The sequence below is a fragment of the Micromonospora sp. IBSANI012 genome (genome assembly GCF_052814045.1).
The window spans coordinates 466,814-489,943 of sequence record NZ_CP199933.1 but is presented as its reverse complement, the minus strand read 5'-3'; the positions used below and the strand labels follow the sequence as shown (position 1 = coordinate 489,943).

Genomic DNA, 23,130 nt, shown 5'->3' with positions numbered 1-23,130 from the left:
CGCGGCCTCGATGACGCAGAGTGCGCAGGTCAGCGGCCGACCGGCCACACCATCCGGACCTCGGTGCCGACACCCTCGTCGACCGGACGGACCTGGAGATCCTCCACGAAACCGGCGAGCAGGGCGAAGCCGACACCGGTGGTCAGCGCCTCGTCGGTCAGCGACTCGTTGGCCAGGTCGTCGGCGTTCAACGCGGCCAGCCCGATGCCGGCCTCGATCGGCGCCCGGTCCACCACCCGCACCGAGTACGCCCCGGCGTCGGACATCTCCACCAGCACCGGGTCGGGCAGCCCGTACTGCCGGTGCAGCGCGACCGCCCGGGTGCACGCCTCGCCGATGGCCAGCCGCACCTCGTCGAGCAGGTTCTCGCGCACCCCGGCCCGGCGGGCCACCGCGACGCCGACCAGGCGGGCGGTGCGCACGTGCACCGGAGCCGGCGAGAAGGAGAGTCGGACCGTCGCCATCACGCGCCGGCGCCGGTGGGGTCCGCCGCGATCGCCGCCTCGACCGTGGGGTGCAGCGGGAACACCTGGTCCAGCGCGGTGATCCGGAAGATCTTGAGCAGCGGCTCCTTGTCGCAGACCAGGGCGAAGGAGCCACCGGCCGAGCGGAGCCGCTTAAGGGCGCCGACCAGCACGCCGAGGCCGGTCGAGTCGAGGAAGTCCACCCGGCCGAGGTCGACGATCACCCGCCGGGAGCCACCGTCGATCAGCTCGAGGAGCCGTTCGCGCAGGCGGGGGGCGGTGTAGACGTCCACCTCACCGCCGACCTCGAGCACCGTGTGCTCCCCCACGGTGCGGGTCGCCAGCGACAGCTCCATCAGTCCCTCCTCCGAGAGCCGTAAACTCTCCTGGGCATCTAACCATCCCCGCCACGACGGCTTCTGGTCACCGGCGGAGGCTTCTCCTTACCCACGCCCGGAGTTGTTCACCTCCGAACACCAGTGCGAGAGTGCAGGACGTGAATCCCGCAGCCACCGTATCCGCAGGTCCCGGCCCCGGTCGACCGCCGACGGCGGCGCCGGGCGACCTGCTGCGCCGGCTGCGCGCCCGGCACGGCGACGATCCGGTCACCCACGTCGAGCGGGTCCCGGCCCGACCCGGCGAGCCGGCCCCCTGGCCGCGGTGGGCTCCCGAGGACCTGCGGGCGGCGTTCGCCCGGCGCGGCGTGGTCGCGCCCTGGCGGCACCAGGCCGAGGCCGCCGAGCTGGCGTACGCGGGGCAGCACGTGGTGGTGGCCACCGGCACGGCGTCCGGCAAGTCGCTGGCCTACCAGCTGCCCGCGCTGGCCACCCTGCTCGCCGACCCCAGGGCCGCCGTGCTCTACCTGGCCCCGACCAAGGCGCTCGCCGCCGACCAGCTCCGCGCCGTCGCCGGCCTGGAACTCGACGGGGTACGCCCCGCCACCTACGACGGGGACACCCCGCGCGCCGAGCGGGAGTGGATCCGCCGGCACTCCCGGTTCGTGCTGACCAACCCGGACATGCTGCACCACGGCATCCTCCCCGGGCACGCGAACTGGTCCGGCTTCCTGCGCCGGCTGGCGTACGTGGTGATCGACGAGTGCCACACCTACCGGGGCGTGTTCGGCTCGCACGTCGCGCACGTGCTGCGCCGCCTGCGCCGGCAGTGCGCGAAGTACGGCCGTACCCCCGTCTTCGTGCTGGCCTCGGCGACCTCCGGCGACCCGGCGGCGGCGGCCGGGCGGCTCACCGGCCTGCCGGTGGCGGCCGTCACCGAGGACACCTCGCCGCGCGGCGGGGTGACCTTCGCGCTCTGGGAGCCGCCGCTGCTCCCCGATTCCTCGGGGGAGGTCGCGGACCTCGCGCCGGTGCGCCGGTCGGCGCTGCGGGAGACCGCGGACCTGCTCGCCGACACCGTCGCCGAGGGGGTACGCACGCTGGCCTTCGTCCGCTCCCGCAAGGGCGCCGAGGTGGTGGCCGCGAACGCGCGGCGGGCGCTCGACGAGGCGGTGCCCGGGCTCGGCGACCGGGTGGCCGCCTACCGGGCCGGCTACCTGCGCGAGGAGCGGCGCGAGCTGGAACGCGCCCTGCTCCACGGCGACCTGCTCGGCCTCGCCTCCACCAACGCGCTGGAACTCGGCGTCGACCTGGTCGGGCTGGACGCCGTGCTGATCTGCGGCTGGCCGGGCACCCGGGCGTCGCTCTGGCAGCAGGCCGGGCGGGCCGGCCGCTCCGGCGACGAGGCGCTGGCGGTGCTGGTGGCCCGGGACGATCCGCTCGACACCTATCTGGTGCACCACCCGGAGGCGCTGTTCGGGCGGCCGGTCGAGGCCACCGTGCTCGACCCGGCCAACCCGTACGTGCTCGCCCCGCAGCTCGCCTGCGCGGCGGCGGAGGCCCCGCTCACCCCGGCCGACCTGGACCTCTTCGGCGACGGGGCGAAGGAGGCCGTCGAGGAACTGGTCACGGCGGGGGCACTGCGGCAGCGGCCGACCGGCTGGTACTGGCGGCACCGGGAGCGGCCCGAGGTGGACCTGCGCGGCGAGGGCGGCGCGCCGGTCTGCGTGGTGGAAGCCTCGACCGGGCGGCTGCTCGGCACCGTCGACGGCGGCTCGTCGCACTTCCTCATCCACTCCGGCGCGGTCTACCTGCACCAGGGCGTCTCGTACGTGGTCGACTCGCTGGACCTGGCCGACGGGTGCGCGCTGGTGCACGCCGAGGAGCCGGACTGGTCCACCCACGCCCGCGACGTCACCTCGCTCTCGGTGGTGTCGGTCCGCTCCTACGTGGACGCCGGGCCGGTCGGGCTCTTCCTCGGCGAGGTGGACGTGACCAGCCAGGTGGTGTCGTACCAGCGGCGGCGGATCGCCTCCGGCGAGGTGATCGACACCCGACCGCTGGACCTGCCGGCCCGGGAGCTGCGCACCGTCGCGGTCTGGTTCACCCTCTCCCCGCAGTCGCTGGCTCTCGCCGGGGTGGCGGCGGCCGACGTCCCGGGGGCGCTGCACGCCGCCGAGCACGCCGCGATCGGGCTGCTGCCGCTGATGGCCACCTGCGACCGCTGGGACATCGGCGGGCTCTCCACCGCCGTGCACCCGGACACCGAGGCCCCGACCGTCTTCGTCTACGACGGTCACCCCGGCGGGGCGGGCTTCGCCGAGCGGGCGTACGGGACGGCCGCGGCCTGGCTGCGCGCCACCCGGGACGCGATCGCCGAGTGCGGCTGCGAGGCGGGCTGCCCGTCCTGCGTGCAGTCGCCGAAGTGCGGCAACGGCAACAACCCGCTCTCCAAGCCGGACGCCGTCCGGGTCCTCGACGTGGTGCTCGCCAACCTGCCCCGCGACACCGACCCGGCGTCGGCGCTGCCGGAGGGCGACGTTCCGGCCTGGTCGGGGGACGCTGCACCGGCGGCGGCCGACCAGCCGGCCCCCTCGGCCGCGACCGCCGGTTCGCCGGTCGACCCCTCGTCCGCAGCACCGGTCCTACCGCGTCAGGACGGGCGGGCGGGCGCTGGCGCCGACGTCGCTCCCCCGGGCTGAACCTTCCGCTTTCCCGGATGCGTGCATGACCTGCACGGCGGTGGGCATTGATGCATGGGAGCGCTTCCATGGATGGCAGATCAACGAGCGACTGCGCGGAATTCACCAGGTGCTCAACGCCTGGGCGCTGAAGGCAACGGTCGAGGGCGGACGCTGAGCCGCTGGTTGTGCGAGACTCCGGCGCAAACTTCGGAGGAGATATACATGCAGCTCGACAACTTGCAGACGCAGCACCAGTTCCACGTCCGGCAGCGGATCCGGATGATGGTCAACCAGTACGAGGTCCGCGCCGTGGCCCCGGACGGCACCGAGGGAGAGCTGCTGGCGTTCGCGCAGCAGAAGCGGCTCGCCTTCAAGGAGCAGGTCACGATCTACACCGACGACTCCAAGCAGCAGCCCCTGCTCGGCTTCAAGGCCCGGCAGCGGCTCGACCTCGGCGCCACGTACGACGTCACCGACGCGGCCGGCAACTCGATCGGGCTGTTCCGCAAGGACTTCGCCCAGTCGCTGCTGCGCTCGACCTGGCACGTCGAGCAGCCCGGCCTGCCGCAGATCACCGGTCAGGAGCGGAGCATGCCGGTGGCGCTGCTGCGCCGGTTCGTGGACTCGCTCTCCTGGCTGCCGTACCACTTCGACTTCGTCGCCGGGGGCCAGCCGGTCTTCTCGGTCGTCAAGAAGTGGGGCCTGCGCGACAAGTACGTCGTCGAGGTGCAGAACCCGCAGGTGGACCGCCGCCTGGTGATCGCCATGGCGATCGGGCTGGACGCGCTGCAGAGCCGCTGACCCGCCGACCGGCCGGGGGCGCGTGCTGCAGGCGCGCACCCGGCCGCTTTGTCGCTGCTCCACGGCGTATGTCGCCGCACGAGGCGGAACCGGTTCTCATCGCCGGTTCCTCTCAGGCGACCCGGGCCGAACAGTCAGTCGCGGATCGGGCCGGCGCGGGAGGTGGCCGTGGCGGTCCGCCGGAAGCCCGGCAGCGGGGTCACCGGCACCTCCACGGTCACCAGCACGTCCAGGCCGTCCAGGCGGCAGCCGGCCAGCCGGGCGCCGTTGGCCCGGGCGATCTCGGCGGCCGCGGCGCAGGCCACGCCGTCCCCGTCCAGCGCCCGGCCCGCCCCGGCGAGCGCCGCGAAGTCGGCGCCGACCCGGGCCTGGTGCCGGGCCGTCCGGGCGGTGCCGATCGCCGCACCGATGACCCCGACCAGGACGAACACCAGGCCGACGACGAGCAGGCACACCGTCGCCCCGCCTCGGTCGGACACACCGGGTCGCCCCGGCGTCACGGCTGCGCCCCGGGCGAGCCCGGCTCGACGGCGGTGACCGTGGTCGCGGCCACGGTGATCCGGGGTAGTCGCGCACCGAGCGCCCGGACGGGCGCCCGAACGGTGGCGGTGACCCGCTCGCCGTTCACCGACACCGAGACGACCGCGCCCGGGGGTGCGATCCGCATCCCGGCCGCCGTGCCGCTCTCACCTCGGGAGGCGGCGAGTGCCGCCTCCCGGGCCGCGTCCAGGCAGGCGGCCTTCGTGGTGACCGCGTCGACCGCGGTGAGGCCGGCGAGCAGGAGCAGGAGCAGCGCCGGCAGGCCGGCCGCCAGCTCGGCCGTGAACGAACCGCGGTCACGACCGGCCGGCCGGCGCCGGCTCACTTCAACGCCCGGTCGATGACGGCGGTCAGGGCGGACTGCACGTTGCCGGACGTGAGCACCTTGAGCAGGATGCCCGCGAAGGCGACCGCGGCGAGCGTGCCGACGGCGTACTCGGCGGTGTTCATCCCGGCGTCCCCCCGGAGCCGGGCGAGGAGTCTGCGCACTGGCGTGTCCCTTCTCGATGGTTTCTCACAGCACGTCGCCGAGAACGGCGACGATCACCGGCACCAAGCCGGCGAGAATGAAGGCCGGCAGGAAGCAGAGCCCCAGCGGCAGCACGATGAGCACGCCCGCCCGGCGGGCCGACGCCTCGGCGGCGATGGACCGGTCCGCCCGCAGGTCATCGGCGACCCGGGTCAGCGCCCCGGCGAGCGCGGCTCCACTGCGCGAGGTGCGCAACGCGGCGGCGACCAGCCGGTCGGCCCCCGGTACCGCGCCGAGGTGCGCCCAGGCCTCGTCGGGTGCGCCGCCCAGCAGCAGCGTCCGGCCGATCCGGTGGAGCCGCTCGGCCAGCGGCCCGCCGAGGGCGTCGGCGACCTCGAGTACCGAGCGGTCGACCGGCGCGCCGGCACGTAACGTCGCCGCCAGCAGGTCGGCGGCCAGCGGAAGGTCGGCGGCCTCGCGCAGCCGGCGGTTCCGGGCGGCCGGGGGCTCGATCCGCCGGAGCAGTCGATCCGCCACCAGCGCGGTCACCGCCCCGACGAGGCAACCCGACATCCCGCCGAGCAGGACCGCCACCGCCACTCCGGCCAGCCCGGCACCGAGCCGTACGCGGTCCGGCCACCACGTCGGGCGCCGGTCTGCCGCCGGCCGGACCTGGGGGCCCAGTCCCCGCAACCGTCGGGAGGGGCGGACGCCCGGCGCGCGGAGCGCCACCACCAGGGCCGCCGCGGCGACGAGAGCGCCGGCTGCCAACTCCTGCCGGTTCATCGGGCGCTCGCGTCCGGCGTGCCGCCCAACCGCTCCGCCCAGAGCAGACCACCGATCTGCAACCCCATGGCGGTCAGCGCACTGACCGCCCCGACCGGGGTGTGCAGCAGCACCGCGACCGGATCGGCGCCGATGCCGTAGCCGAGGCCGATCCCGCCGAGCGGCAGGGCGGCGAGCAGCAGCGCGGTGGCCCGGGCGCCGGCGGCCTGGGCGGAGGCGGCGGCCAACCCCCGGTCCAGCGCACGGGCGTCGGCTTCGACGCGTTCGAGGAGTTCGGCCAACGGGGCACCGGTCCGGTCGGCGAGCCGCACCGCGGCCCGGGTCAGGCTCCCGAGGCGGTCCCCGTCGTCGTCCGGCGTGGGAACGGGCAGTCCGGCCCGCAGGTCGGCGGCGAGACCACAGAGCTGGTCCAACCTGCGGCGGCGCTCCCCGACCGCGTGCCGCGCCGCCCGCCGCCGGAGCACGGCCCGGGCGCCGAGCGAGCCGTACCCGCCGAGGAGGACCCCGGCGACCGGTCCGGCGGCGAGGGCGCCGAGGGCCGCCGCCACGAGCCCGACCAGGAGCAACGTCCGGCGTGGGCGAGCCACCAGCGCCGCGAGGAGCCCCCTGAACCTCTCCACGGCCTGCACCGGCGGCCAGCCAGTGGTCAACGCGCCCGACCACCGCGCGGCGGTGTCGGCGGTCCGGCCGCCGTCCGAACCGGCGGCTCGATGGAGGCGGCGGATCTCGCCCACGCCGAGCCGCAACGGCTCCAGCGGTCGGCGGGAGTCGCGCCGACCGGGCGGCCGGAACGACGGTGGCCTGGTCAGCGCTCCCGCCGGACCGGCAAGCCGGCCGCCGGCCATGGGAGCAGGCGTCGGGCCTCCGACGGCCACCGCCACGGTGCACGGGCCGTCGGTGTGAGGGGCAAGTCTGCTCGATCTCGTCCCGCCCGACCGGCGCGGGCCGGACGGTACGACCGCGGCCGGAGCGGCGACAACCGGTGGCGCCGTCCGCGGCACTTCGGTGGCGGACCCGGACGCGATAAGGGCGGCCGGGGCGGCGACAACCGATGGTGGTGTCCGCGGCACTTCGGTGGAGGGCTCGGACGGGAGGAAGGCGGTCGGGGCGGTGCGGAACGACTCGGCGTCGTGCGGCGTGGGTGCGGGTTGGCCGGGTGCGCCGGCACCGAGCAGGGCGCGGCGTCGCCGGCGGCTGCTGCGGGCCGGCCAGGCCACCACCGCCGCCGCGCCCACCAGCAGCGCCGCCACCAGCCAGATCGGGAGACTCATGCCGGGCCCGCCGACCCCGGCCACGGCTCGCAGAGGATCGGCGGCACCGCCACGCCCCGGTCCCGCAACAGCGTGCCGAGGGCCCGACCGGCCAGCCCCAGCCCCCGTCCACGCACCCAGGCAGGCACGACGGTGACCAGGCGGTCGGGCCCCTCCGGCAGCAGGAGGCAGATCGACTCCAGCACCCGGCCGCGCGGGCCGCGGCGTACCTGGAGCACCACCTGGAGCGCGGCGGTCACCTGGGCGTGCAGCGCGGCCCTGGGCAGCCCGCCGAGCAGTCCGAGCGCCTCCAACCGGGCGGGCACGTCGGCCGGGGTGTTCGCGTGCAGCGTCCCGGCACCGCCGTCGTGGCCGGTGTTGAGGGCGCCGAGCAGGTCGACCACCTCCCCGCCCCGGCACTCCCCGACCACCAGCCGGTCGGGGCGCATCCGCAGCGCCTGCCGGACCAGCTCGCTGAGCCCGACCGCGCCGGTGCCCTCCACATTGGCCGTACGGGCCTGGAGCCCCACCACGTGCGGATGCACCGGGTGCAGCTCGGCGGCGTCCTCGACCAGCACGATCCGCTCGGTCGAGGGCACCAGCCCGAGCAGCGTGTTGAGCAGGGTGGTCTTGCCTGAGCCGGTGCCGCCGGTGACCAGGTACGCCAGCCGGGCGGCCACCACCGCCGCCAGCACCGGGGCGACCGGTCGTGGGACGGTGCCCTGGCGTACCAGGTCGTCGAGGGTGAACGGCCGCTGCCGGAAGGTACGCAGGGACAGGTAGGGGCCGTCGGTCGCCACCGGGGGCAGTACGGCGTGCAGCCGGGTGCCGTCGCGCAGCCGCGCGTCCGCGTACGGGGAGCCGTCGTCGAGCCGGCGGCCGGCGGCCGCGGTGAGCCGCTGCGCCAACCGCCGTACGTCGTCGAGGGAGCCGAGCGGCACCGCCACCTGCCGCAGGCCCTCGCCCCGGTCGACCCAGACCCGGGTGCCGTTGACCAGCACGTCGGTGACCTGTGGATCGGCCAACAGCGGGGCGAGCGGCCCGGCACCGACCAGGGCGTCGCGCACCTGGTCGGCCATCCGCAGCACGGCGGTGTCACCGAGGACGGCGGCGGTGGGCTCGGCCCGGACGGCGGAGACGATCGCGGCCGGGGTGACCGGGGTGCCGGTGCCGGCCATCCGCTGCCGGACCCGGGCGGGCAGGTCGTCGGGCTGGCCGGTCATGCCGCACCGGGGACCGGCAGGCCGGTCAGCTCGGTGACGATCCGCCGGCAGAGCGCGGCGAGCGGGCCCCGCCCGGCCCCGGCCGGCGCCTCGCCCCGTTCCAGCCCTCGGCACAACGCCGGCTCGGGCCGTAGCGTGCCGACGAGCGGGAGACCGAGAGCGCGCGCCACCTCGGTCGCCTTCAACCGGCCGGGCGCCGGCCCGCGAACGATCACGCCGAGCGCAGCACAGTGCGGGGCGGCTGCGGCGACCACCCGGGCCGCCGCCGCGACCGCCCGCAGCTCAGCCGGTACCACCAGGTACGCCTGGTCGGCCGACTGCAACGCGACCACCGCCGCGTCGTCGAGCTGGCGGGGCACGTCGACCACCACGAAGTCTCGGCCACGCCGGGCGGCGTCAACCGTGGCGGCCATCGCCTGCGCGGGCAGGGCCAGCAGGTCTCCCCGGTCCCAGGAGAGCACCACCAGGTCACCCCGGCTGGGCAGCGCACGGACCAACGCCGGCGCGTCCACCCGGCCGTCGGCGTCGGTGAGCGCCGGCCAGCGCAGGCCGTCCAGCTCCTCCCAGCCGAGAACGAGGTCGAGGCCGCCGCCGAGCGGATCGGCGTCGACCAGCAGGGTGCGCAGGCGGGCCCGGGCGGCGGTGACCGCGAGAGCGCCGGCGAACACGCTGGCCCCCGCGCCGCCCCGCCCGCCGAGCACCGCGACGGTCCGCGCCGGCCCGCCGAACGGGCGGTCGGACCCGCACTCGGTGAACCGGTCGACCAGCCAGGGCTCGGCTGCCGGGAGGGTGGCCACGTGTTCCGCGCCGATCAGGTCGGCGACCTCCCATGCCGGGTCCAGCTCCCCGGTGCGGCCGACCAGGACCGTGCGAGGCCGCCGGGGCAGCCGCGCCCGCAGGCACGCCTGCGCCTGGTCCCGGCCGACCAGCACCAGCGGCGCCGGCAGCCACCGGGCGCGGGCGGCGGCGGGATCGGCGGCCAGCTCGACCTCCGTACCGCCTGCGGCGGCGAGCCGGAGCAGCTCGTCGAGGAGGTCACCGTCCGAGGTCACCAGGAGCGGCAGCCGCCGGTGCGGCGGAAGTGAGGTACGGGGTGGCATCGCGGCCTCCAGCGGTCCGGCTCGGGGGTGCTGACCCAGACCCTGCTCCGATTACCCTCCGGTTCACCGGCCTCAACCGGTCGCCTGTGGACAACACCCGCCTCTGTGGACAGCCCGCGCCCAGCCGGTGGATCTGCTAAGGCGATCCGCTTCCCACGATGTTGCCGAAGACCGACGCAGCGCCGTTGGGAGACGACGCGTCACGTCGCCGCACCGGCCCGGCGGAGAACTGCCCGATCAACCGCGGAGAATTGCCGGGGTCGCAGCTCAGCGGCCCCAGAGGGCGGACAATCATCGCCCCGTTCTCCACCCGTGACCCATTGACGGCCGGGGACACGGCCCGCCGATAATCGGTGTCCCCATGCCACCGACCGAGGTGGCTGCGCTGCCCGGGAACGGGGCCATGGCCGATCCGTCCGACGAGACCCACCGCCCCGACGCGTCCCTGCGCATCGGGGGCTGGCTGCCCGAGCCCCGCCGTGTGGGCGGACTCCCGCCGTACCCGTCGATCGCACCTGGAGACGCACGGCGCCGCGGCGGCGATCCCGCGCCGGGACCGGCGCGGCCGGTCGCCCACGGGCCGTCACCCCGCGCCGGCGGTCCGGGGCGGGCGCTGGTGCTGGGCTGCGCCGTGGTCGGCGCGCTCGCCACCCTCGCCGTCGCGTCGTGGCCGATCTGGACGGCTCCGCCGCGCCCCGAGGAAGGCCCGCCGGTCGCCGCGCCAGCCACCCGGCTCGACCAGGCGGTCGTGCCCGAGCCGGCGAGCGGCCAACCCACCGTCAGCTTCTCCCCCGCGCCGGTGTCCCTCTCCACCCGGGCCTCGGTGCGGTCGCCCAGCCCCGCCGCGTCACCCACCGACCGGCCGCCCCACCCTGCCGGGGGTACGACCACCCGTCCTCGTCCGTCGACCACCCCGCCCGGGCAGCCCCGATCGGACGAACTCCCGCCGCTGCCCCCGTCGCGCGAACCGTCGCTGCGCTCCAGCGGCGGCGGCGCGGAGACGTTCGTCGACTTCGTCAACCGGCGGGACTCCGAGGTCGTGGTGCACTGGCTCGACTACGACGGTCAGCGGCGCCGGTACGCCGTCCTGGATCCGGGCCGGTCGTACCGGCAGCAGACCTACCTGGGCCACCCGTGGGTGGTCACCGACGCCGGCGGGCGCGGGCTGGTCTGCTTCCTGCCCGCGCCCGACGTCAGCAGGGCGGTGATCCGATAGGGACGGGCGCCCGGGATTCGTGCCTGGCCTGGATCACCGGCTGCCGGAGACGCCGTCGGCCACCAGGACGACGCCGTCCGTCGCCGCCACGCGGTCCCGGGAGATCTCCCGGTATTCGGGGGAGTTGGCCCAGCGCTCGAAGCTCTCGCGACTGTCGAACGACATGAGGATGACCTTGTCGTAGGGCCAGGTGCCCTCGACGACCTGCGGGCGCTCGTCGGCAGCGAGGAGGCGTCCGTCGTACTTGGCGAGGACCGGCATGAAGGCGGCGACGTACCGGTCGTACCGCTGCCGGTCGTGGATGGAGATCTGCGCGAGCGCGTACACGGTCATGGGCTCATGTTACTCACGAGTAGCATCGCCCGGCTCCGACGGAACCCGGCCTGTTGCCGTGGTGGTCGCGAAACGGGATGCGCCGCCGGCCAGGAGTTGCCACCCTCGGCGGATGCAGACGACTGAGGACCTTGCCGCTTTGCGCTATGCGCGGATGCGCTGGAACACGCCACTGTCGGACGAGCATGCCGCTCTGCTCTTGCAGCGGCTTGACATCCGGCCCGGGACGCGAGTACTTGATCTCGGTTGCGGGTGGGGCGAGTTGCTGCTGAGGGCGGTTGCCGCCGGAGTGAGCGGCGCATCTGTGACGACAGGCGTCGGTGTCGATACGGATGATGCTGCTCTCGCGAGGGGACGGGCACTGGCGGCTGACCGCTCACTGGACAGGCACGTCACCTTCGTGAAGGGGGAAGCGGCCTCCTCGCGGGAGACCGGCGATCGTGTCCTGTGCGTTGGCTCCTCGCATGCCTTCGGTGGGACGGCCGATGCCCTCAAGGCACTCGCCGAGTCTGTACGGCCTGGTGGCCGCCTCCTGTTCGGCGACGCGTACTGGGAGCGGCCGCCAACGACCGAGGCGGTAGAGATCTTCGGAGAAGAGACGGTGCCGCTCGCGGATCTCATCGAGCTCGCCCGTGGACTCGGCTGGAGAGTCCTGCACTTCAGCACCGCCGACCAGCGAGAATGGGACGACTTCGAGTCAACCTGGCGCGCGGGACAGCAGGAGTGGCTGCTGCAACACCCGGAAGACCCTCGCGCGACGGAGGTACGCGAGGAACTCGATGACCGGCTGCGCGAGTACGTCGGCATCTACCGCGGCGTCCTGGGTCTTGCGTACTTCGTCCTCGGTCGCTGAACTGCGCCAGCTCACCGTGCTCGTATCCGCCGATCGGGGCACCGAAATGGCTCATGCCCCGACGGAGGCATCAAGGACGGCGTGCACATCGGCCGCTCGTGCTGAGGCGTGGGCAATCACCTCGGCGGCTGCGTAGCCGCCTTGCCGATGCGCTCGCGCCATCAGGCCTACGCGATCGGCAGGACAGGCCCGGTCCCCGGCTCCGGCGGACGCCAGGCCCGGATCCTCCGGTCCGGCAGGTTTCGCCTGGTCGGCCAGAGCTGCACCCGCCAGACGTCGCCGGGTCTCGTGGATCCGGGCCAGCCCCGGTTCACGAAGCCCCGCCCGCAGATGCGGACCCCGTACCGCCCGTCGGGCACCTCGCACCGCCGGCACTCCAGCGTCGGCGAGCCGTACGACAGCTCTCCGCCGTCGACCTCCAGCGCGCACTCGAAGATCTCTTCCCACTGCCCGAAGTCCCGGGGCGGCGGTTCGGCCCACACCTCGACCCGCAGCGCCATGTCGAAGTTGTTCTGGTGCGGCACGAGAACGAGCACCGTGTGATCGTCGCTGGCGATGTGCGGGCCCACCTGCGCCTCCCGTCCGAGCATGCTCAGGTCCGAGTCGCCCTCCGACGTGCCGGAGAGTGTGAACTGCCCGTAGTCCAGTGCGACCGTCATGTCGTGAGCCGTGACCGGCGCTGGCGTCCCCACGTCGGACAGTGTGCCGTGGGACCGGTCACCCTGGCGCCCCCACGATCGGGTCACTGCCCCCCGCTACACGCTCGATCCAGGCCACGGCAGCACGTCCGCAGCCACGACCGCTGTGGCAGTGGCAGAATGCTTCAAGCCTGGGGCAAAGCTGGCAGAACGGGCGAGCCGATGACGACGAGCAGGGCGGCCGAGCTGCTGCGGAGACCCGGGAATCCACAGCGGGCTACGTTCCTGGAACTCTTCTTCGACCTGGTGTTTGTCCTCGCGCTCGCTCAGCTCTCGCGCGGCCTGGCCGAGGATCTCGGGTGGAGCGGTGCCTTCCGGACCCTGGTGCTGTTGGGGGCCATGTGGTGGGTCTGGTCCAGCACCGCGTGGCTAACCGACCGGATGGACCCGCAACGACCGGCAATCCAGGCGCTGGTCATCGCGACCATGGTCGGCAGCCTGGTGATGGCGGCCGCGGTGCCCGAGGCATTTGGCGACACGGGCCTGATCTTCGCGGGTGCGTACGTCGCCGTCCAGCTCGGCCGCGGGCTCGTCCTCATGGTCGTGCTGCGTGGCTACGAGCTGCAGCGCCACGTCCTCCGGGGGCTGTTCTGGTACGGCCTGTCGGCGCTGCCGTGGATCGCGGGGGCGCTCGTGCACAGTACGGCGCGTGGCGCGTTGTGGGCACTCGCGGTGGTCCTTGACCACACGGCAGGCAGAATCGGCTTCCCCACCCCGGGGGCGGGTCGTACGCCCAGCCAAGACCTTGTGATCTCGGGCGAGCACCTGTCCGAGCGCTACCGGCAGTTCTTCATCATCGCGCTGGGCGAGCTGATCCTGGTGACGGGACTGGGGTTGAGCAGGAACGGCTTCGCGCCTGACCGGGCCGCCGCGTTCGGAGTGTCGATCGCGGCCACCGTGCTGCTGTGGCGGATCTACATATACCGCGCTGGGGAAGTCCTGGCGGGAGCGATTGCCGCGTCTGCCGACCCGCTCCGCCTCGCCCGATCGGCGTCATACGCCCACCTGGTGATGGTGGCCGGCGTGGTCGTTGCCGCCGTCGGCGACGAACTCGTCATCGCCCATCCACTCGGACACACCCCCCCGGCCTGGATCGCCGTCATCCTCGGCGGACCCGCGCTGTACCTGGCCGGGCGCGCCCGCTTCGAGCACGCGGTATTCGGCCGCGTGTCCCGGTCCCGACCGATCGGCGTCCTTGCGCTGGCCGCCCTGACACCGGCGATGCTCCCCCTGCCGCCAGTCGTGGTCGCCGCCGCCGCTGCTCTCGTCCTGACCGGGATCGCCATATCCGACGCAGCCCGCGCCCGCGGACGCCCACCCGAGCCGCCCTCACCACCCGGCTAGCCGGAAAGTGTCACCCACGTCCCGAGACTGTTCTGTCACGGATGCCCCGAGACCCGACATCGCCGGCAGCCGGCCGGCTCGTACGTCTGTTCGACTAGATTGTCGCCGTGGAGGTACGGGGACGCTGGTGGAACGGGTCGTGGGGTCGCATGGCCCGGCGGGATATTTGGCTGCTCTCCGATGGTCGGCTGTGGCGAGTGCGTGGCCGCCTGGGCGGTGACGACGGGCAGGAAGGCTCGTACGACTTGCCGGACGAACCCGCTGCCCGCTCGATGGTCTCCCGGATGATGAAGACCTCGGCTGGCACCTGGCGGGATCTCACGGAGGCGATCCGGCAGGAGTCCAACCGTCGGCAGACTCAGTAGTTGGGGCGCGTCCTGGCGATCATGAGCTCTGCAATCATCCGGGGCAGCGCCGACGCCGAACCGGATGCCATAGTGCCGCCATGAAGGCAGACCTGCACAGCTACTTGAAGGGCGGCCGCGACGCACTGCTGTGGAAGCTCGACGGGCTCAGCGAATACGATATTCGGCGCCCGCTGACCCGGACCGGCACCAACTTGCTCGGTCTGGTGAAACACTCGGCGGTCGGGCACATCCTCTACTTCGGCGTCGTGTTCGGCCGGCCGTTCGAGCAGGAGCTGCCGTACGTCGGCGAGGTGGCGGAGCCCAATGCCGACATGTGGGCGACCGCGGATGAGACCCGCGAGGAGATTGTCGACTTGTACCATCGCGCGATCGCCCACGCCGACACCACCATTGAAGCCCTTGCACTGGATGATGTCGGCCGCGTGCCGTGGTGGGGCGGTGCAGCGGTCACGTTGCACCACATCCTGGTCCACGTCATCGCGGACACGCAACGGCACGCCGGCCACGCTGACATCGTGCGGGAACTCATCGACGGCGCGGCCGGGCTGCTGCCCAGGAACGACAACCTGCCCCCCGCCGACGAGTCATGGTGGCTGGACTACCGCCAGCGAGTGGAGCAGGCCGCCCTCGACGCCAGCAAACGCAGCCACTAGGCCGGTAGCGGTCAACGGCAGGCGTCTGCCCGGACGTGCACACCGCACCACGGTGGCAGCTCGGCTGCCCACACCCGCCAGCCGCCGGCGTCTCGCCGAGTCTCGAACCGCCACGGGTGAGCTGTCCACGCCTACGCCACCTGGCTGGTCACCGACGGCGACCCGATCAACCTGGTGCAGCGGGACAGCTCTGCTGCCTCTCTGCTGCCTCTGGCCCGTGAAACGCCGCCCGAGAGCGCCTTGGACGACGAGGGAGACCCCTGTGACGTGCTCCGGAGCACTATCCCGGAATAGGGACGACCCCCGTCGGGGGGAGACGGGGGTCGTCGGGAGGTTCGGCTCCGGGGGGGTTGAGCCGAACCACTCAGCGGTCACGGGGGGTGCAACCGCCGAGGGCCTGCGAGTTGTCCGAGATATGAATACTCGTCGTGAGGACAAGCATGCCCGAGCAGAGTGTTCACGTCGAGTGGTGTTGACCCCACTCAGGGCGAAAATGTGACCACAGCGTGTGATTGCCGTCACGTAGAGCAGGGGTTGCAACGGCTAGCCCGCAGGTCGGAGGGGCTGGTGACCCCGGGCACCCGCCGACCTTAGACCATCGGGCTAGACTTTCGCGCCGTGGGCCGAAGTGCCGCTTTCTTCGATCTGGACAAGACCGTCATCGCCAAGTCGAGCGCCCTGGCGTTCGGTCGGCCGTTCTACCGGGACGGGCTGATCACTCGGCGTGACGTCGTCAAGTCGGCGTACGCGCAGCTGATGTTCCGGCTGGGCGGCACCGACGAGCAGACCATGGCCCGGACCAGGGACTATCTCGCCACGCTCTGTAAGGGCTGGCAGGTGGAACAGGTCCGTCAGATCGTCGCGGAGACGCTGCACGAGCTGATCAACCCCTACGTGTACGCCGAGGCCGCCGCCCTCATCGAGGAGCACCAGGCCGCCGGCCGGGACGTCGTGCTGGTCTCCGCCTCCGGCGAGGAGATGGTCCGCCCCATCGGTGAGCTGCTGGGCGTGACCGACGTGATCGCCACCCGGATGACGGTCGAGGGCGGCCGCTACAGCGGCGAGGTGGAGTTCTACGCCGCCGGCCCGAGCAAGGTCGACGCGGTCAGCGAGCTGGCCATCGCCCGGGGCTACGACCTGGCCGACTCGTACGCCTACTCCGACTCGTACAGCGACCGGCCGTTGCTGGAGTGCGTCGGCCACCCCACCGTGGTCAACCCCGACCGGGCGTTGCGCAAGCTCGCGGTGGAGAACGCCTGGCCGGTGCTGGAGTTCCGGCACCCGATCCCGCTGGGCCGGCGACTGCGCGAGCGCCCGGCCGTGCCGGTGGCCGCGGCGGCGCTCGGCGTCGGCGTGGGAGTGGCCATCGGCATCGCCTGGTACGGCCGGCACCGCCGCGCCAAGGTCACCCCGGTCGCCTGAGCACACCCGCCGGCCCGAGCGGCCAGGGAGGCGGCAGGGACCGCCGATCGGAGCGGGCAGACAGGCGGCGAGGACGCCTGCCGGGGCGACAGAATCTCCGCCCGCACGCGGTCACCCAGTCCGGAACGGATCAGGCGGCGGCGAGGATCTCGTCGCCGATGACGGTGAGCTGGTCGGCGCCCACCTCGACCGCGGACATGTAGTGCCGCAGCCAGGAGCGCAACCCGTCCGGGGTGCCGGTGGCGAAGGCGCCGGCCGCGCCGACGTACTCCGGCTCCCGCTCCCGGTGCCCGACGTCGACGGCGACCAGCCCGCGTGGGTCGACGCCGCGGGACATCAGCACCAGCCGGGCGGCGGCGCGGGCCACCACGCCGGACGGGCCGGCGAACGGGCGCAGGTTCAGCAGCTCGCCGTGCACGACGGCGGCCAGCACCAGCGGGGGGACCTTGGTGCCCCCGGCGACCAGCCCGGCGAGGCCGTCCAGCCGCGCGCCGACCACCGGGTCGGCCACCGGACGGCCCAGTTCGTCCTCGGTCACCACGTTGCGGGCGGCGAGCACGTGCAGCTTGGCGAGCGCCTGCCGGGGGGCCTTGGGCCAGAGCTCGGTCAGTCCGGGCAGCGCCCCGGCCACCCGCAGCGCCCCCTGGAGCACCGGCTCGGTGACCGTGCCGGCGCGGACCGTCTCGCGCTCGTGGACGTACCCCTCCAGGGCGGCGCTGGCCACCGCGGACCGAAGGCTGACCTCGGCCGCGACCTGACCGCCGTGCCGGCGCAGCGCGCGGTGCCGCATCGCCTCGTCGACCCGCTCGCGGGCCCGCTCGACGGCGGGGGCGATGTCGGCGAGCGCGAGCAGCGGGGCGAGCGGGTCCGTGGTCACCCCGCCACGCTAGCGACCCGGCCGCCTCCGCCGGCCGCCACCCGCCGGGAACGCGACCCGCGCCACCGCCCCGCGCCGGGCGACTGCGACTGCACCCCCGGTCGACGCGGCTTGGCGGCATGTCGCGCTGACAAGCGCCCGCAACACCGCGACACGCCGCAAACGCGCCGCACCAGGCAGGCACCGGCCGACCCGAGGTGAGCCACACGGGTTGGCGGCATGTCGCGGCGACAAGCGCTCCGGACACCGCGACACGCCGCAACCGGCGCGGCGGCGGGGCTGGCCGGCGAGGACGGGGACGCGTGCGCTCCGGGCGGCGGAAGCCGCCGGGCGCGCGATGCGGGCCGCTCGGCGCGTACCGGCCGGACGAGTTGTCGCGGCCTTCCGGGCCCACGACTACCCTCAGCCGGGTAGGAGACGCAGGTCACCCGACGAAGGAGTCACCGCATGAGCGAGGCATTGGCCAACCTGCTGAACGAGACGCGCCAGTTCCCGCCGCCGGCCGCACTCGCCGCGGAGGCCAACGTCACCGCCGACGCGTACGCGGAGGCCGCCGAGGATCGGCTGGCCTTCTGGGAGCGCCAGGCCGGGCGGCTGGCCTGGGCGAAGCAGTGGGACCAGGTGCTCGACTGGTCGAACCCGCCCTTCGCGAAGTGGTTCGTCGGCGGCCGGCTCAACGTGGCGTACAACTGCCTGGACCGGCACGTCGAGGCCGGTCGCGGCGACAAGGTGGCGATCCACTGGGAGGGCGAGCCGGGTGACACCCGCACCCTCACCTACGCGGACCTGCACAAGCTGACCTGCCAGGCGGCGAACGCGCTGACCGAGCTGGGCGTGACCGCCGGCGACCGGGTGGCGATCTACCTGCCGATGATCCCGGAGGCCGCGGTCGCGATGCTGGCCTGCGCCCGGATCGGCGCGACGCACAGCGTGGTCTTCGGCGGCTTCTCGGCCGACGCGCTGACCAACCGGATCCAGGACGCCAGTGCCAAGGTGGTGATCACCGCCGACGGCGGCTACCGGCGGGGCAAGCCCTCGGCGCTGAAGCCGACGGTGGACGAGGCGGTGGCGAACTGCCCGTCGATCGAGCACGTGCTGGTGGTCCGCCGCACCGGCGAGGACGTCGCCTGGTCCGCGAAGGATCACTGGTGGCACGAGACGGTGGAGACCGCGCCGGCCGAGCACACGGCGGAGGCGTTCGACGCCGAGCACCCGCTGTTCATCCTCTACACCAGCGGCACCACCGCCCGGCCGAAGGGCATCCTGCACACCACCGGCGGCTACCTGACCCAGACGGCCTGGACGGCGCACGCGGTGTTCGACCTGAAGCCGGAGGCGGACGTCTACTGGTGCACCGCCGACATCGGCTGGGTCACCGGGCACTCCTACATCGTGTACGGCCCGCTGGCCAACGGCGCCACCCAGGTGATGTACGAGGGCACCCCGGACACCCCGCACAAGGGCCGGTTCTGGGAGATCGTCGACAAGTACCGGGTCACCATCCTCTACACCGCGCCGACGCTGATCCGCACCATGATGAAGTGGGGCGAGGACATCCCGGCCGGCTTCGAGCTGTCCTCGCTGCGCCTGCTCGGCAGCGTCGGCGAGCCGATCAACCCCGAGGCCTGGATGTGGTACAGGCAGCACGTCGGCCGGGGTGAGCTGCCCATCGTGGACACCTGGTGGCAGACCGAGACCGGCTCGATCATGATCTCGCCGCTGCCCGGCGTGACCGCGGCCAAGCCGGGCTCCGCGATGACCCCGCTGCCGGGCATCAGCGCCGACGTGGTGGACGACCAGGGCAAATCGGTGCCGAACGGCGGCGGCGGTTACCTGGTGCTGCGCGAGCCGTGGCCGTCGATGCTGCGCACCATCTGGGGCGACGACAACCGGTTCATCGAGACGTACTGGAGCCGGTTCGAGGGCATGTACTTCGCCGGTGACGGGGCGAAGAAGGACGACGACGGGCACATCTGGCTGCTCGGCCGGGTCGACGACGTGATGCTGGTGTCCGGGCACAACATCTCCACCACGGAGGTGGAGTCGGCACTGGTGTCGCACCCCTCGGTCGCCGAGGCGGCGGTCGTCGGCGCCACCGACCCGACCACCGGCCAGGCGATCGTCGCGTTCGCCATCCCGCGCGGCTCGACGGACACCGCGGGCGAGGCGGGCGAGAAGCTCATCACGGAGCTGCGCAACCACGTGGCGAAGACGCTCGGGCCGATCGCCAAGCCCCGGCAGATCATGCTGGTGCCGGAGCTGCCGAAGACCCGCTCCGGCAAGATCATGCGCCGGCTGCTGCGGGACGTGGCGGAGCACCGTTCGCTGGGCGACGTCACCACGCTCCAGGACTCCTCGGTGATGGAGTTGATCTCCTCGGGGATGAGCGGCGGCAAGTCCGACGAGGACTGACGGCAGGCGTACCAAATCGGTGGGTGACGGTCCGCGCGGGCCGTCACCCACCGTCGTTTTCTGACGGGTACGGCACGGGGCGTGCCGCCGGCGTCACATCGGTCGGTCGGATGAGGCAAGAGAAGCTGAACGGCCACAGGAGACGCCCACCACTGTCGTTCATTGTCTTTCTGATTTAGTTTCACGCAGGTCAGGTCGGTTCGATGAGCATCACATCGATGCAGTGCGCCGGCCGACTCCTCCCTCCCCATGCCCGAGAATTGGAGCGGCATGAACACATCCCCGCAATCCGGGTCGCGTCGACGCCTACTCGTCGCGCTGCCCGCCATCGCCCTCGCGGCCACGTCACTGACCGTGACGGGGACTGCGGCGGCTCAGACGTCCGGTCCCGCCAGGGCCACCATCGGGGCGGACGAGTTCTACATCAACTACGCCGAGCCGGAGGTCCAGCCGGACAGCAGCGGCAAGGAGGTCAAGGGCAAGGACGGGATCTACACCCCGGCCGCGGACGAGGCCCGGACCTACGACCGCAAGTACGCCGGGGGCAACCCGGTCACCGCGCGGCAGCTGGCCAAGCTCGAGGCCAAGGCGATCAAGACCGGGCAGAACCCGCGTCAGATCAAGCAGGCCAAGGGCACCCAGACCGCCAAGCTGCTGACCCTGCTGGTCGAATTCAACGACCAGGCCAACGACGACTTCACCGACGTGATGGTCCCCAAGACGGTCTTCGAGGACCGGAGCTGCGTCCTCGGCACCACGCAGAACGGACCGAAGCACAACGGCATCCCGGACCCGGGGACCCTGCCGCACGAGGACAACAACTCGATGTGGGTGCCGGACTTCTCGCCGGAGCACTTCGACAAGATGCTCTACACCAAGGAGGGCATCACCGAGCGGGTCCGCAAGGATCTGACCGGGCCGGACGGCAAGCCGGGCATCGACATCGCCGGGCGCACCATGCGCAACATGTACCTGGAGATGTCCAAGGGTGCGTACACGGTGGACGGGCAGGCCAGCCCGTGGATCACCGTGCCGCACTCCGAGGGCTGGTACGCGGCCTCGCGCTGCTTCCAGGACGAGAACGGCAACTGGGTCGCCGGGCGCCAGCAGTCGATGAACGGCCACCCGGACAACCCGCAGGGCGCGGGCCGGCTCGCCACCGACGCGATCGACGCGCTGGCGGCGAAGGACCCGAGCTTCCCGTGGGCCGACTACGACATCGAGGACCAGGCCGACCGGGACGGTGACGGCAACGTCTTCGAGCCGGACGGCGTGATCGACCACCTGACGCTGGTGCACGCCGGCCAGGGCAAGTCCCGCGGCGGCGGCGACCAGGGCGTGTACGCCGTCTGGGCGCACTCCTCGTCGGTGGCGGGCGGCTACACCATCCCCGGCACCCAGCTCAAGGTGTCGAACTACATCGTGCAGCCGGAGGACGCCGGCGTCGGCGTCTTCGCCCACGAGTTCGGTCACGACCTCGGTCTGCCGGACCTCTACGACACGTCGGGCAACGCCGACTCGGACATCGACTTCTGGGACCTGATGGCCTCGGGCTCGCACAACGGCGAGATCTTCCAGGCGCTGCCGAGCCACATGGGCCTGTGGGACAAGTGGGTGCTCGGCTGGGCCGACCCGCTGAACTTCACGCCCGGCTCGGACCCGAAGGACGTGCAGCTCGGCCAGACCTCGCGGACGCCGGTCGGCACCAAGGACGGCATCAAGATCAACCTGCCGAACAAGGTGATCACGCTGGCGCAGCCGCACAGCGGCGCCAACATGTGGTACACCGGCGCCGACCAGGACTGGGCGGACATCAAGCTCACCCGCCAGGTGAGCGTGCCGGCGGCCGCCGACGCCAAGTTCTGGATGTGGAACAACTACGTCATCGAGGCGGACTGGGACTTCGGCTTCGTCGAGGTCTCCACCGACGGTGGGGCCACCTGGTCGGAGCAGAAGGTCTACGACGCCACCGGCAAGGTGGTGACCACCCCGGACGGCTACGCCGACCCGAACGGCCGCATGGTCGACTTCGGCAACAAGAAGTACGGCCTGACCGGTGACAGCCACGGCTGGCGGCACGACTACGTCGACCTGTCGGCGTACGCCGGGCAGACCGTCCAGCTGCGGTTGCGGCAGGCCACCGACGAGGCCTTCGTCGAGCGGGGCTGGTTCGCCGACGACTTTTCGGTCACCGGCGGCGGCGCGACGACGTGGAGCGACGACGTCGAGAGCGGCGCCAACGGCTGGACCCAGACCGGCGGCACCTTCACCGACACCACCGGCCCGGGCTGGCGCATCGACGCCGGCAGCCAGACCAAGGCGCACTACTACCTGGCCGAGTGGCGCAACTTCGACGGCTTCGACAAGGGCCTGAAGTACGCCTACGACACCGTGTACTCGCACGAGGCGTGGAAGGTCGACCGGATCGCGTACAACGCGCCGGGCATGCTGGTCTGGTACCGGGACACGGTGCTGGGCGACGTCAACCACGTCACCGCGCAGCTGACCGCGCTGCCGAGCTACGGCGCCAAGGGCGGCCTGCTGATCGTGGACTCGCACTTCGACCCGCACCGCCGGCAGGGCGAGGCCGCCGTCAAGGACCCGTCGGCGCTGGACAACCTGCCCAGCCGGCCGCAGTCGGCCAACGCGGCCTTCTCGCTGACGCCGACGTACCCCTTCACGGAGTGCCTGGAGGCGACCGACGAGTTCTACAGCGAGTACTGCACCAGCTTCGGGGCCCAGGCCCCGGTGTCGGCCTTCACCGACGCCAAGGGCTGGTACCCGGGCATCGAGATCCGCAACGGCGCGGCATTCGCCCGGGACAACGACGCCTCGGTGGTCATTCCGTCGAAGGACAACGCGAAGTACACCACCCGGGTGACGAACCCGGACGGCACCCCGGCGCCGGCGTACTACGGCGCCACCCTGGGCGGCGGAGCGATCGTGCTGGGCACCGGCAACCCGGGTGACCAGGGCGTCAGCTACGGCGTCACGATCACCATCAAGCGGACCGCGAAGGACAACTCGTACGCCACCGTCTACGTGACGCCGGCAACGAACTGATCCGTCCCGATTCGTCGTATCGGACACACGGCGGGGCCCGTTCGGAGCACACTGCTCCGGACGGGCCCCGCCCTCTTACGCCCGCACACATTTCTCGGCAATCGGTGTGACATTTTCGCGAGCACCAGCGCTCCACGTTGGGGCCTCCATAATCGCCATCACTCTAAGTGATCGTGGCCGAACCGTAACGTAAGTTGACAGTTGATTTGCGGGCCGATTGGTGCCGATTTGGGCCGGAA

22 protein-coding genes are annotated in these 23,130 nt (G+C 72.8%); 10 read left to right on the top strand and 12 right to left on the bottom strand.

Features of this window, described 5'->3' with window-relative positions:
• Positions 1-29 precede the first annotated feature (29 nt).
• Positions 30-467 (bottom strand): ATP-binding protein, encoded by a 438-nt coding sequence (locus ACTWM8_RS02385; RefSeq protein ID WP_088959228.1) that lies wholly within the window; start codon positions 465-467, stop codon positions 30-32.
• The gene (locus tag ACTWM8_RS02380) at positions 464-820 is read right to left on the bottom strand and encodes an STAS domain-containing protein (protein ID WP_346537014.1); all 357 of its coding nucleotides are present in this window, start codon (positions 818-820) and stop codon (positions 464-466) included. The genes ACTWM8_RS02385 and ACTWM8_RS02380 overlap by 4 nt, the downstream gene beginning before the upstream one ends.
• Before the next feature lie 140 nt (positions 821-960).
• Between ACTWM8_RS02380 and ACTWM8_RS02375 the strand changes: the two genes are divergently transcribed.
• Genes ACTWM8_RS02375 through ACTWM8_RS02365 form a run of 3 tightly spaced genes read left to right on the top strand, consistent with a single transcriptional unit; the run spans position 961 to position 4,284 of the window.
• Positions 961-3,501, top strand: coding sequence for a DEAD/DEAH box helicase (locus ACTWM8_RS02375; RefSeq protein ID WP_446212354.1), 2,541 nt, complete (start codon positions 961-963; stop codon positions 3,499-3,501).
• 25 nt (positions 3,502-3,526) lie between these two features.
• Complete coding sequence (locus tag ACTWM8_RS02370; protein WP_446212353.1) at positions 3,527-3,658, top strand: hypothetical protein; 132 nt, start codon at positions 3,527-3,529, stop codon at positions 3,656-3,658.
• Positions 3,659-3,705: 47 nt separating this feature from the next.
• Entirely contained in the window at positions 3,706-4,284 is a 579-nt protein-coding gene (locus tag ACTWM8_RS02365; RefSeq protein WP_446212352.1) for a hypothetical protein, read from the top strand.
• Positions 4,285-4,418: 134 nt separating this feature from the next.
• Here the strand turns inward: ACTWM8_RS02365 and ACTWM8_RS02360 are convergent, their stop codons facing one another.
• From ACTWM8_RS02360 to ssd, 7 genes are all read right to left on the bottom strand, one after another.
• On the bottom strand, positions 4,419-4,763 hold the full coding sequence (locus ACTWM8_RS02360) for an Rv3654c family TadE-like protein (RefSeq protein WP_446212351.1): 345 nt from the start codon (positions 4,761-4,763) through the stop codon (positions 4,419-4,421).
• A gap of 17 nt (positions 4,764-4,780) precedes the next feature.
• Positions 4,781-5,149, bottom strand: a complete 369-nt coding sequence (locus ACTWM8_RS02355) for a TadE family type IV pilus minor pilin (RefSeq protein WP_446212350.1) — start codon at positions 5,147-5,149, stop codon at positions 4,781-4,783.
• A complete protein-coding gene (locus ACTWM8_RS02350; RefSeq protein ID WP_208418639.1) occupies positions 5,146-5,274 on the bottom strand; it encodes a DUF4244 domain-containing protein in 129 nt (42 codons plus the stop codon). The genes ACTWM8_RS02355 and ACTWM8_RS02350 overlap by 4 nt, the downstream gene beginning before the upstream one ends.
• Before the next feature lie 64 nt (positions 5,275-5,338).
• Positions 5,339-6,079 (bottom strand): type II secretion system F family protein, encoded by a 741-nt coding sequence (locus tag ACTWM8_RS02345; protein ID WP_446212349.1) that lies wholly within the window; start codon positions 6,077-6,079, stop codon positions 5,339-5,341.
• Complete coding sequence (locus ACTWM8_RS02340) at positions 6,076-7,350, bottom strand: hypothetical protein (RefSeq protein WP_446212348.1); 1,275 nt, start codon at positions 7,348-7,350, stop codon at positions 6,076-6,078. The genes ACTWM8_RS02345 and ACTWM8_RS02340 overlap by 4 nt, the downstream gene beginning before the upstream one ends.
• On the bottom strand, positions 7,347-8,552 hold the full coding sequence (locus ACTWM8_RS02335; protein ID WP_446212347.1) for a TadA family conjugal transfer-associated ATPase: 1,206 nt from the start codon (positions 8,550-8,552) through the stop codon (positions 7,347-7,349). Before ACTWM8_RS02335 ends, ACTWM8_RS02340 begins: the two co-directional genes overlap by 4 nt.
• The gene (gene ssd, locus ACTWM8_RS02330; RefSeq protein ID WP_446214442.1) at positions 8,549-9,604 is read right to left on the bottom strand and encodes a septum site-determining protein Ssd; all 1,056 of its coding nucleotides are present in this window, start codon (positions 9,602-9,604) and stop codon (positions 8,549-8,551) included. The genes ACTWM8_RS02335 and ssd overlap by 4 nt, the downstream gene beginning before the upstream one ends.
• A 451-nt stretch (positions 9,605-10,055) precedes the next feature.
• On the opposite strand from ssd, the gene ACTWM8_RS02325 reads away from it, so the two are divergent.
• Positions 10,056-10,868 (top strand): VHL beta domain-containing protein, encoded by an 813-nt coding sequence (locus tag ACTWM8_RS02325; RefSeq protein WP_446212346.1) that lies wholly within the window; start codon positions 10,056-10,058, stop codon positions 10,866-10,868.
• 33 nt (positions 10,869-10,901) lie between these two features.
• Here ACTWM8_RS02325 and ACTWM8_RS02320 read toward each other — a convergent pair whose 3' ends face one another.
• Positions 10,902-11,201: a DUF1330 domain-containing protein gene (locus ACTWM8_RS02320; protein ID WP_446212345.1), complete on the bottom strand. Its 300-nt coding sequence runs from the start codon at positions 11,199-11,201 to the stop codon at positions 10,902-10,904.
• Positions 11,202-11,313: 112 nt separating this feature from the next.
• On the opposite strand from ACTWM8_RS02320, the gene ACTWM8_RS02315 reads away from it, so the two are divergent.
• Positions 11,314-12,054 (top strand): SAM-dependent methyltransferase, encoded by a 741-nt coding sequence (locus ACTWM8_RS02315; RefSeq protein ID WP_446212344.1) that lies wholly within the window; start codon positions 11,314-11,316, stop codon positions 12,052-12,054.
• 167 nt (positions 12,055-12,221) lie between these two features.
• Here ACTWM8_RS02315 and ACTWM8_RS02310 read toward each other — a convergent pair whose 3' ends face one another.
• Positions 12,222-12,713 (bottom strand): hypothetical protein, encoded by a 492-nt coding sequence (locus ACTWM8_RS02310; RefSeq protein WP_446212343.1) that lies wholly within the window; start codon positions 12,711-12,713, stop codon positions 12,222-12,224.
• A gap of 201 nt (positions 12,714-12,914) precedes the next feature.
• Between ACTWM8_RS02310 and ACTWM8_RS02305 the strand changes: the two genes are divergently transcribed.
• From ACTWM8_RS02305 to ACTWM8_RS02295, 3 genes are all read left to right on the top strand, one after another.
• A complete protein-coding gene (locus tag ACTWM8_RS02305) occupies positions 12,915-14,096 on the top strand; it encodes a low temperature requirement protein A (RefSeq protein WP_446212342.1) in 1,182 nt (393 codons plus the stop codon).
• Between the two features lie 445 nt (positions 14,097-14,541).
• Complete coding sequence (locus tag ACTWM8_RS02300) at positions 14,542-15,117, top strand: DinB family protein (protein WP_446212341.1); 576 nt, start codon at positions 14,542-14,544, stop codon at positions 15,115-15,117.
• A 618-nt stretch (positions 15,118-15,735) separates the two neighbouring features.
• On the top strand, positions 15,736-16,539 hold the full coding sequence (locus ACTWM8_RS02295) for an HAD family hydrolase (RefSeq protein WP_446212340.1): 804 nt from the start codon (positions 15,736-15,738) through the stop codon (positions 16,537-16,539).
• Positions 16,540-16,669: 130 nt separating this feature from the next.
• Here ACTWM8_RS02295 and ACTWM8_RS02290 read toward each other — a convergent pair whose 3' ends face one another.
• Complete coding sequence (locus tag ACTWM8_RS02290; protein WP_446212339.1) at positions 16,670-17,416, bottom strand: oxidoreductase; 747 nt, start codon at positions 17,414-17,416, stop codon at positions 16,670-16,672.
• A gap of 447 nt (positions 17,417-17,863) precedes the next feature.
• Here ACTWM8_RS02290 and acs point away from each other — a divergent pair, with 447 nt between their 5' ends.
• Positions 17,864-19,828 (top strand): acetate--CoA ligase, encoded by a 1,965-nt coding sequence (acs, locus tag ACTWM8_RS02285; RefSeq protein ID WP_446212338.1) that lies wholly within the window; start codon positions 17,864-17,866, stop codon positions 19,826-19,828.
• A 270-nt stretch (positions 19,829-20,098) separates the two neighbouring features.
• Entirely contained in the window at positions 20,099-22,891 is a 2,793-nt protein-coding gene (locus tag ACTWM8_RS02280) for an immune inhibitor A domain-containing protein (RefSeq protein ID WP_446212337.1), read from the top strand.
• Positions 22,892-23,130: the final 239 nt, after the last annotated feature.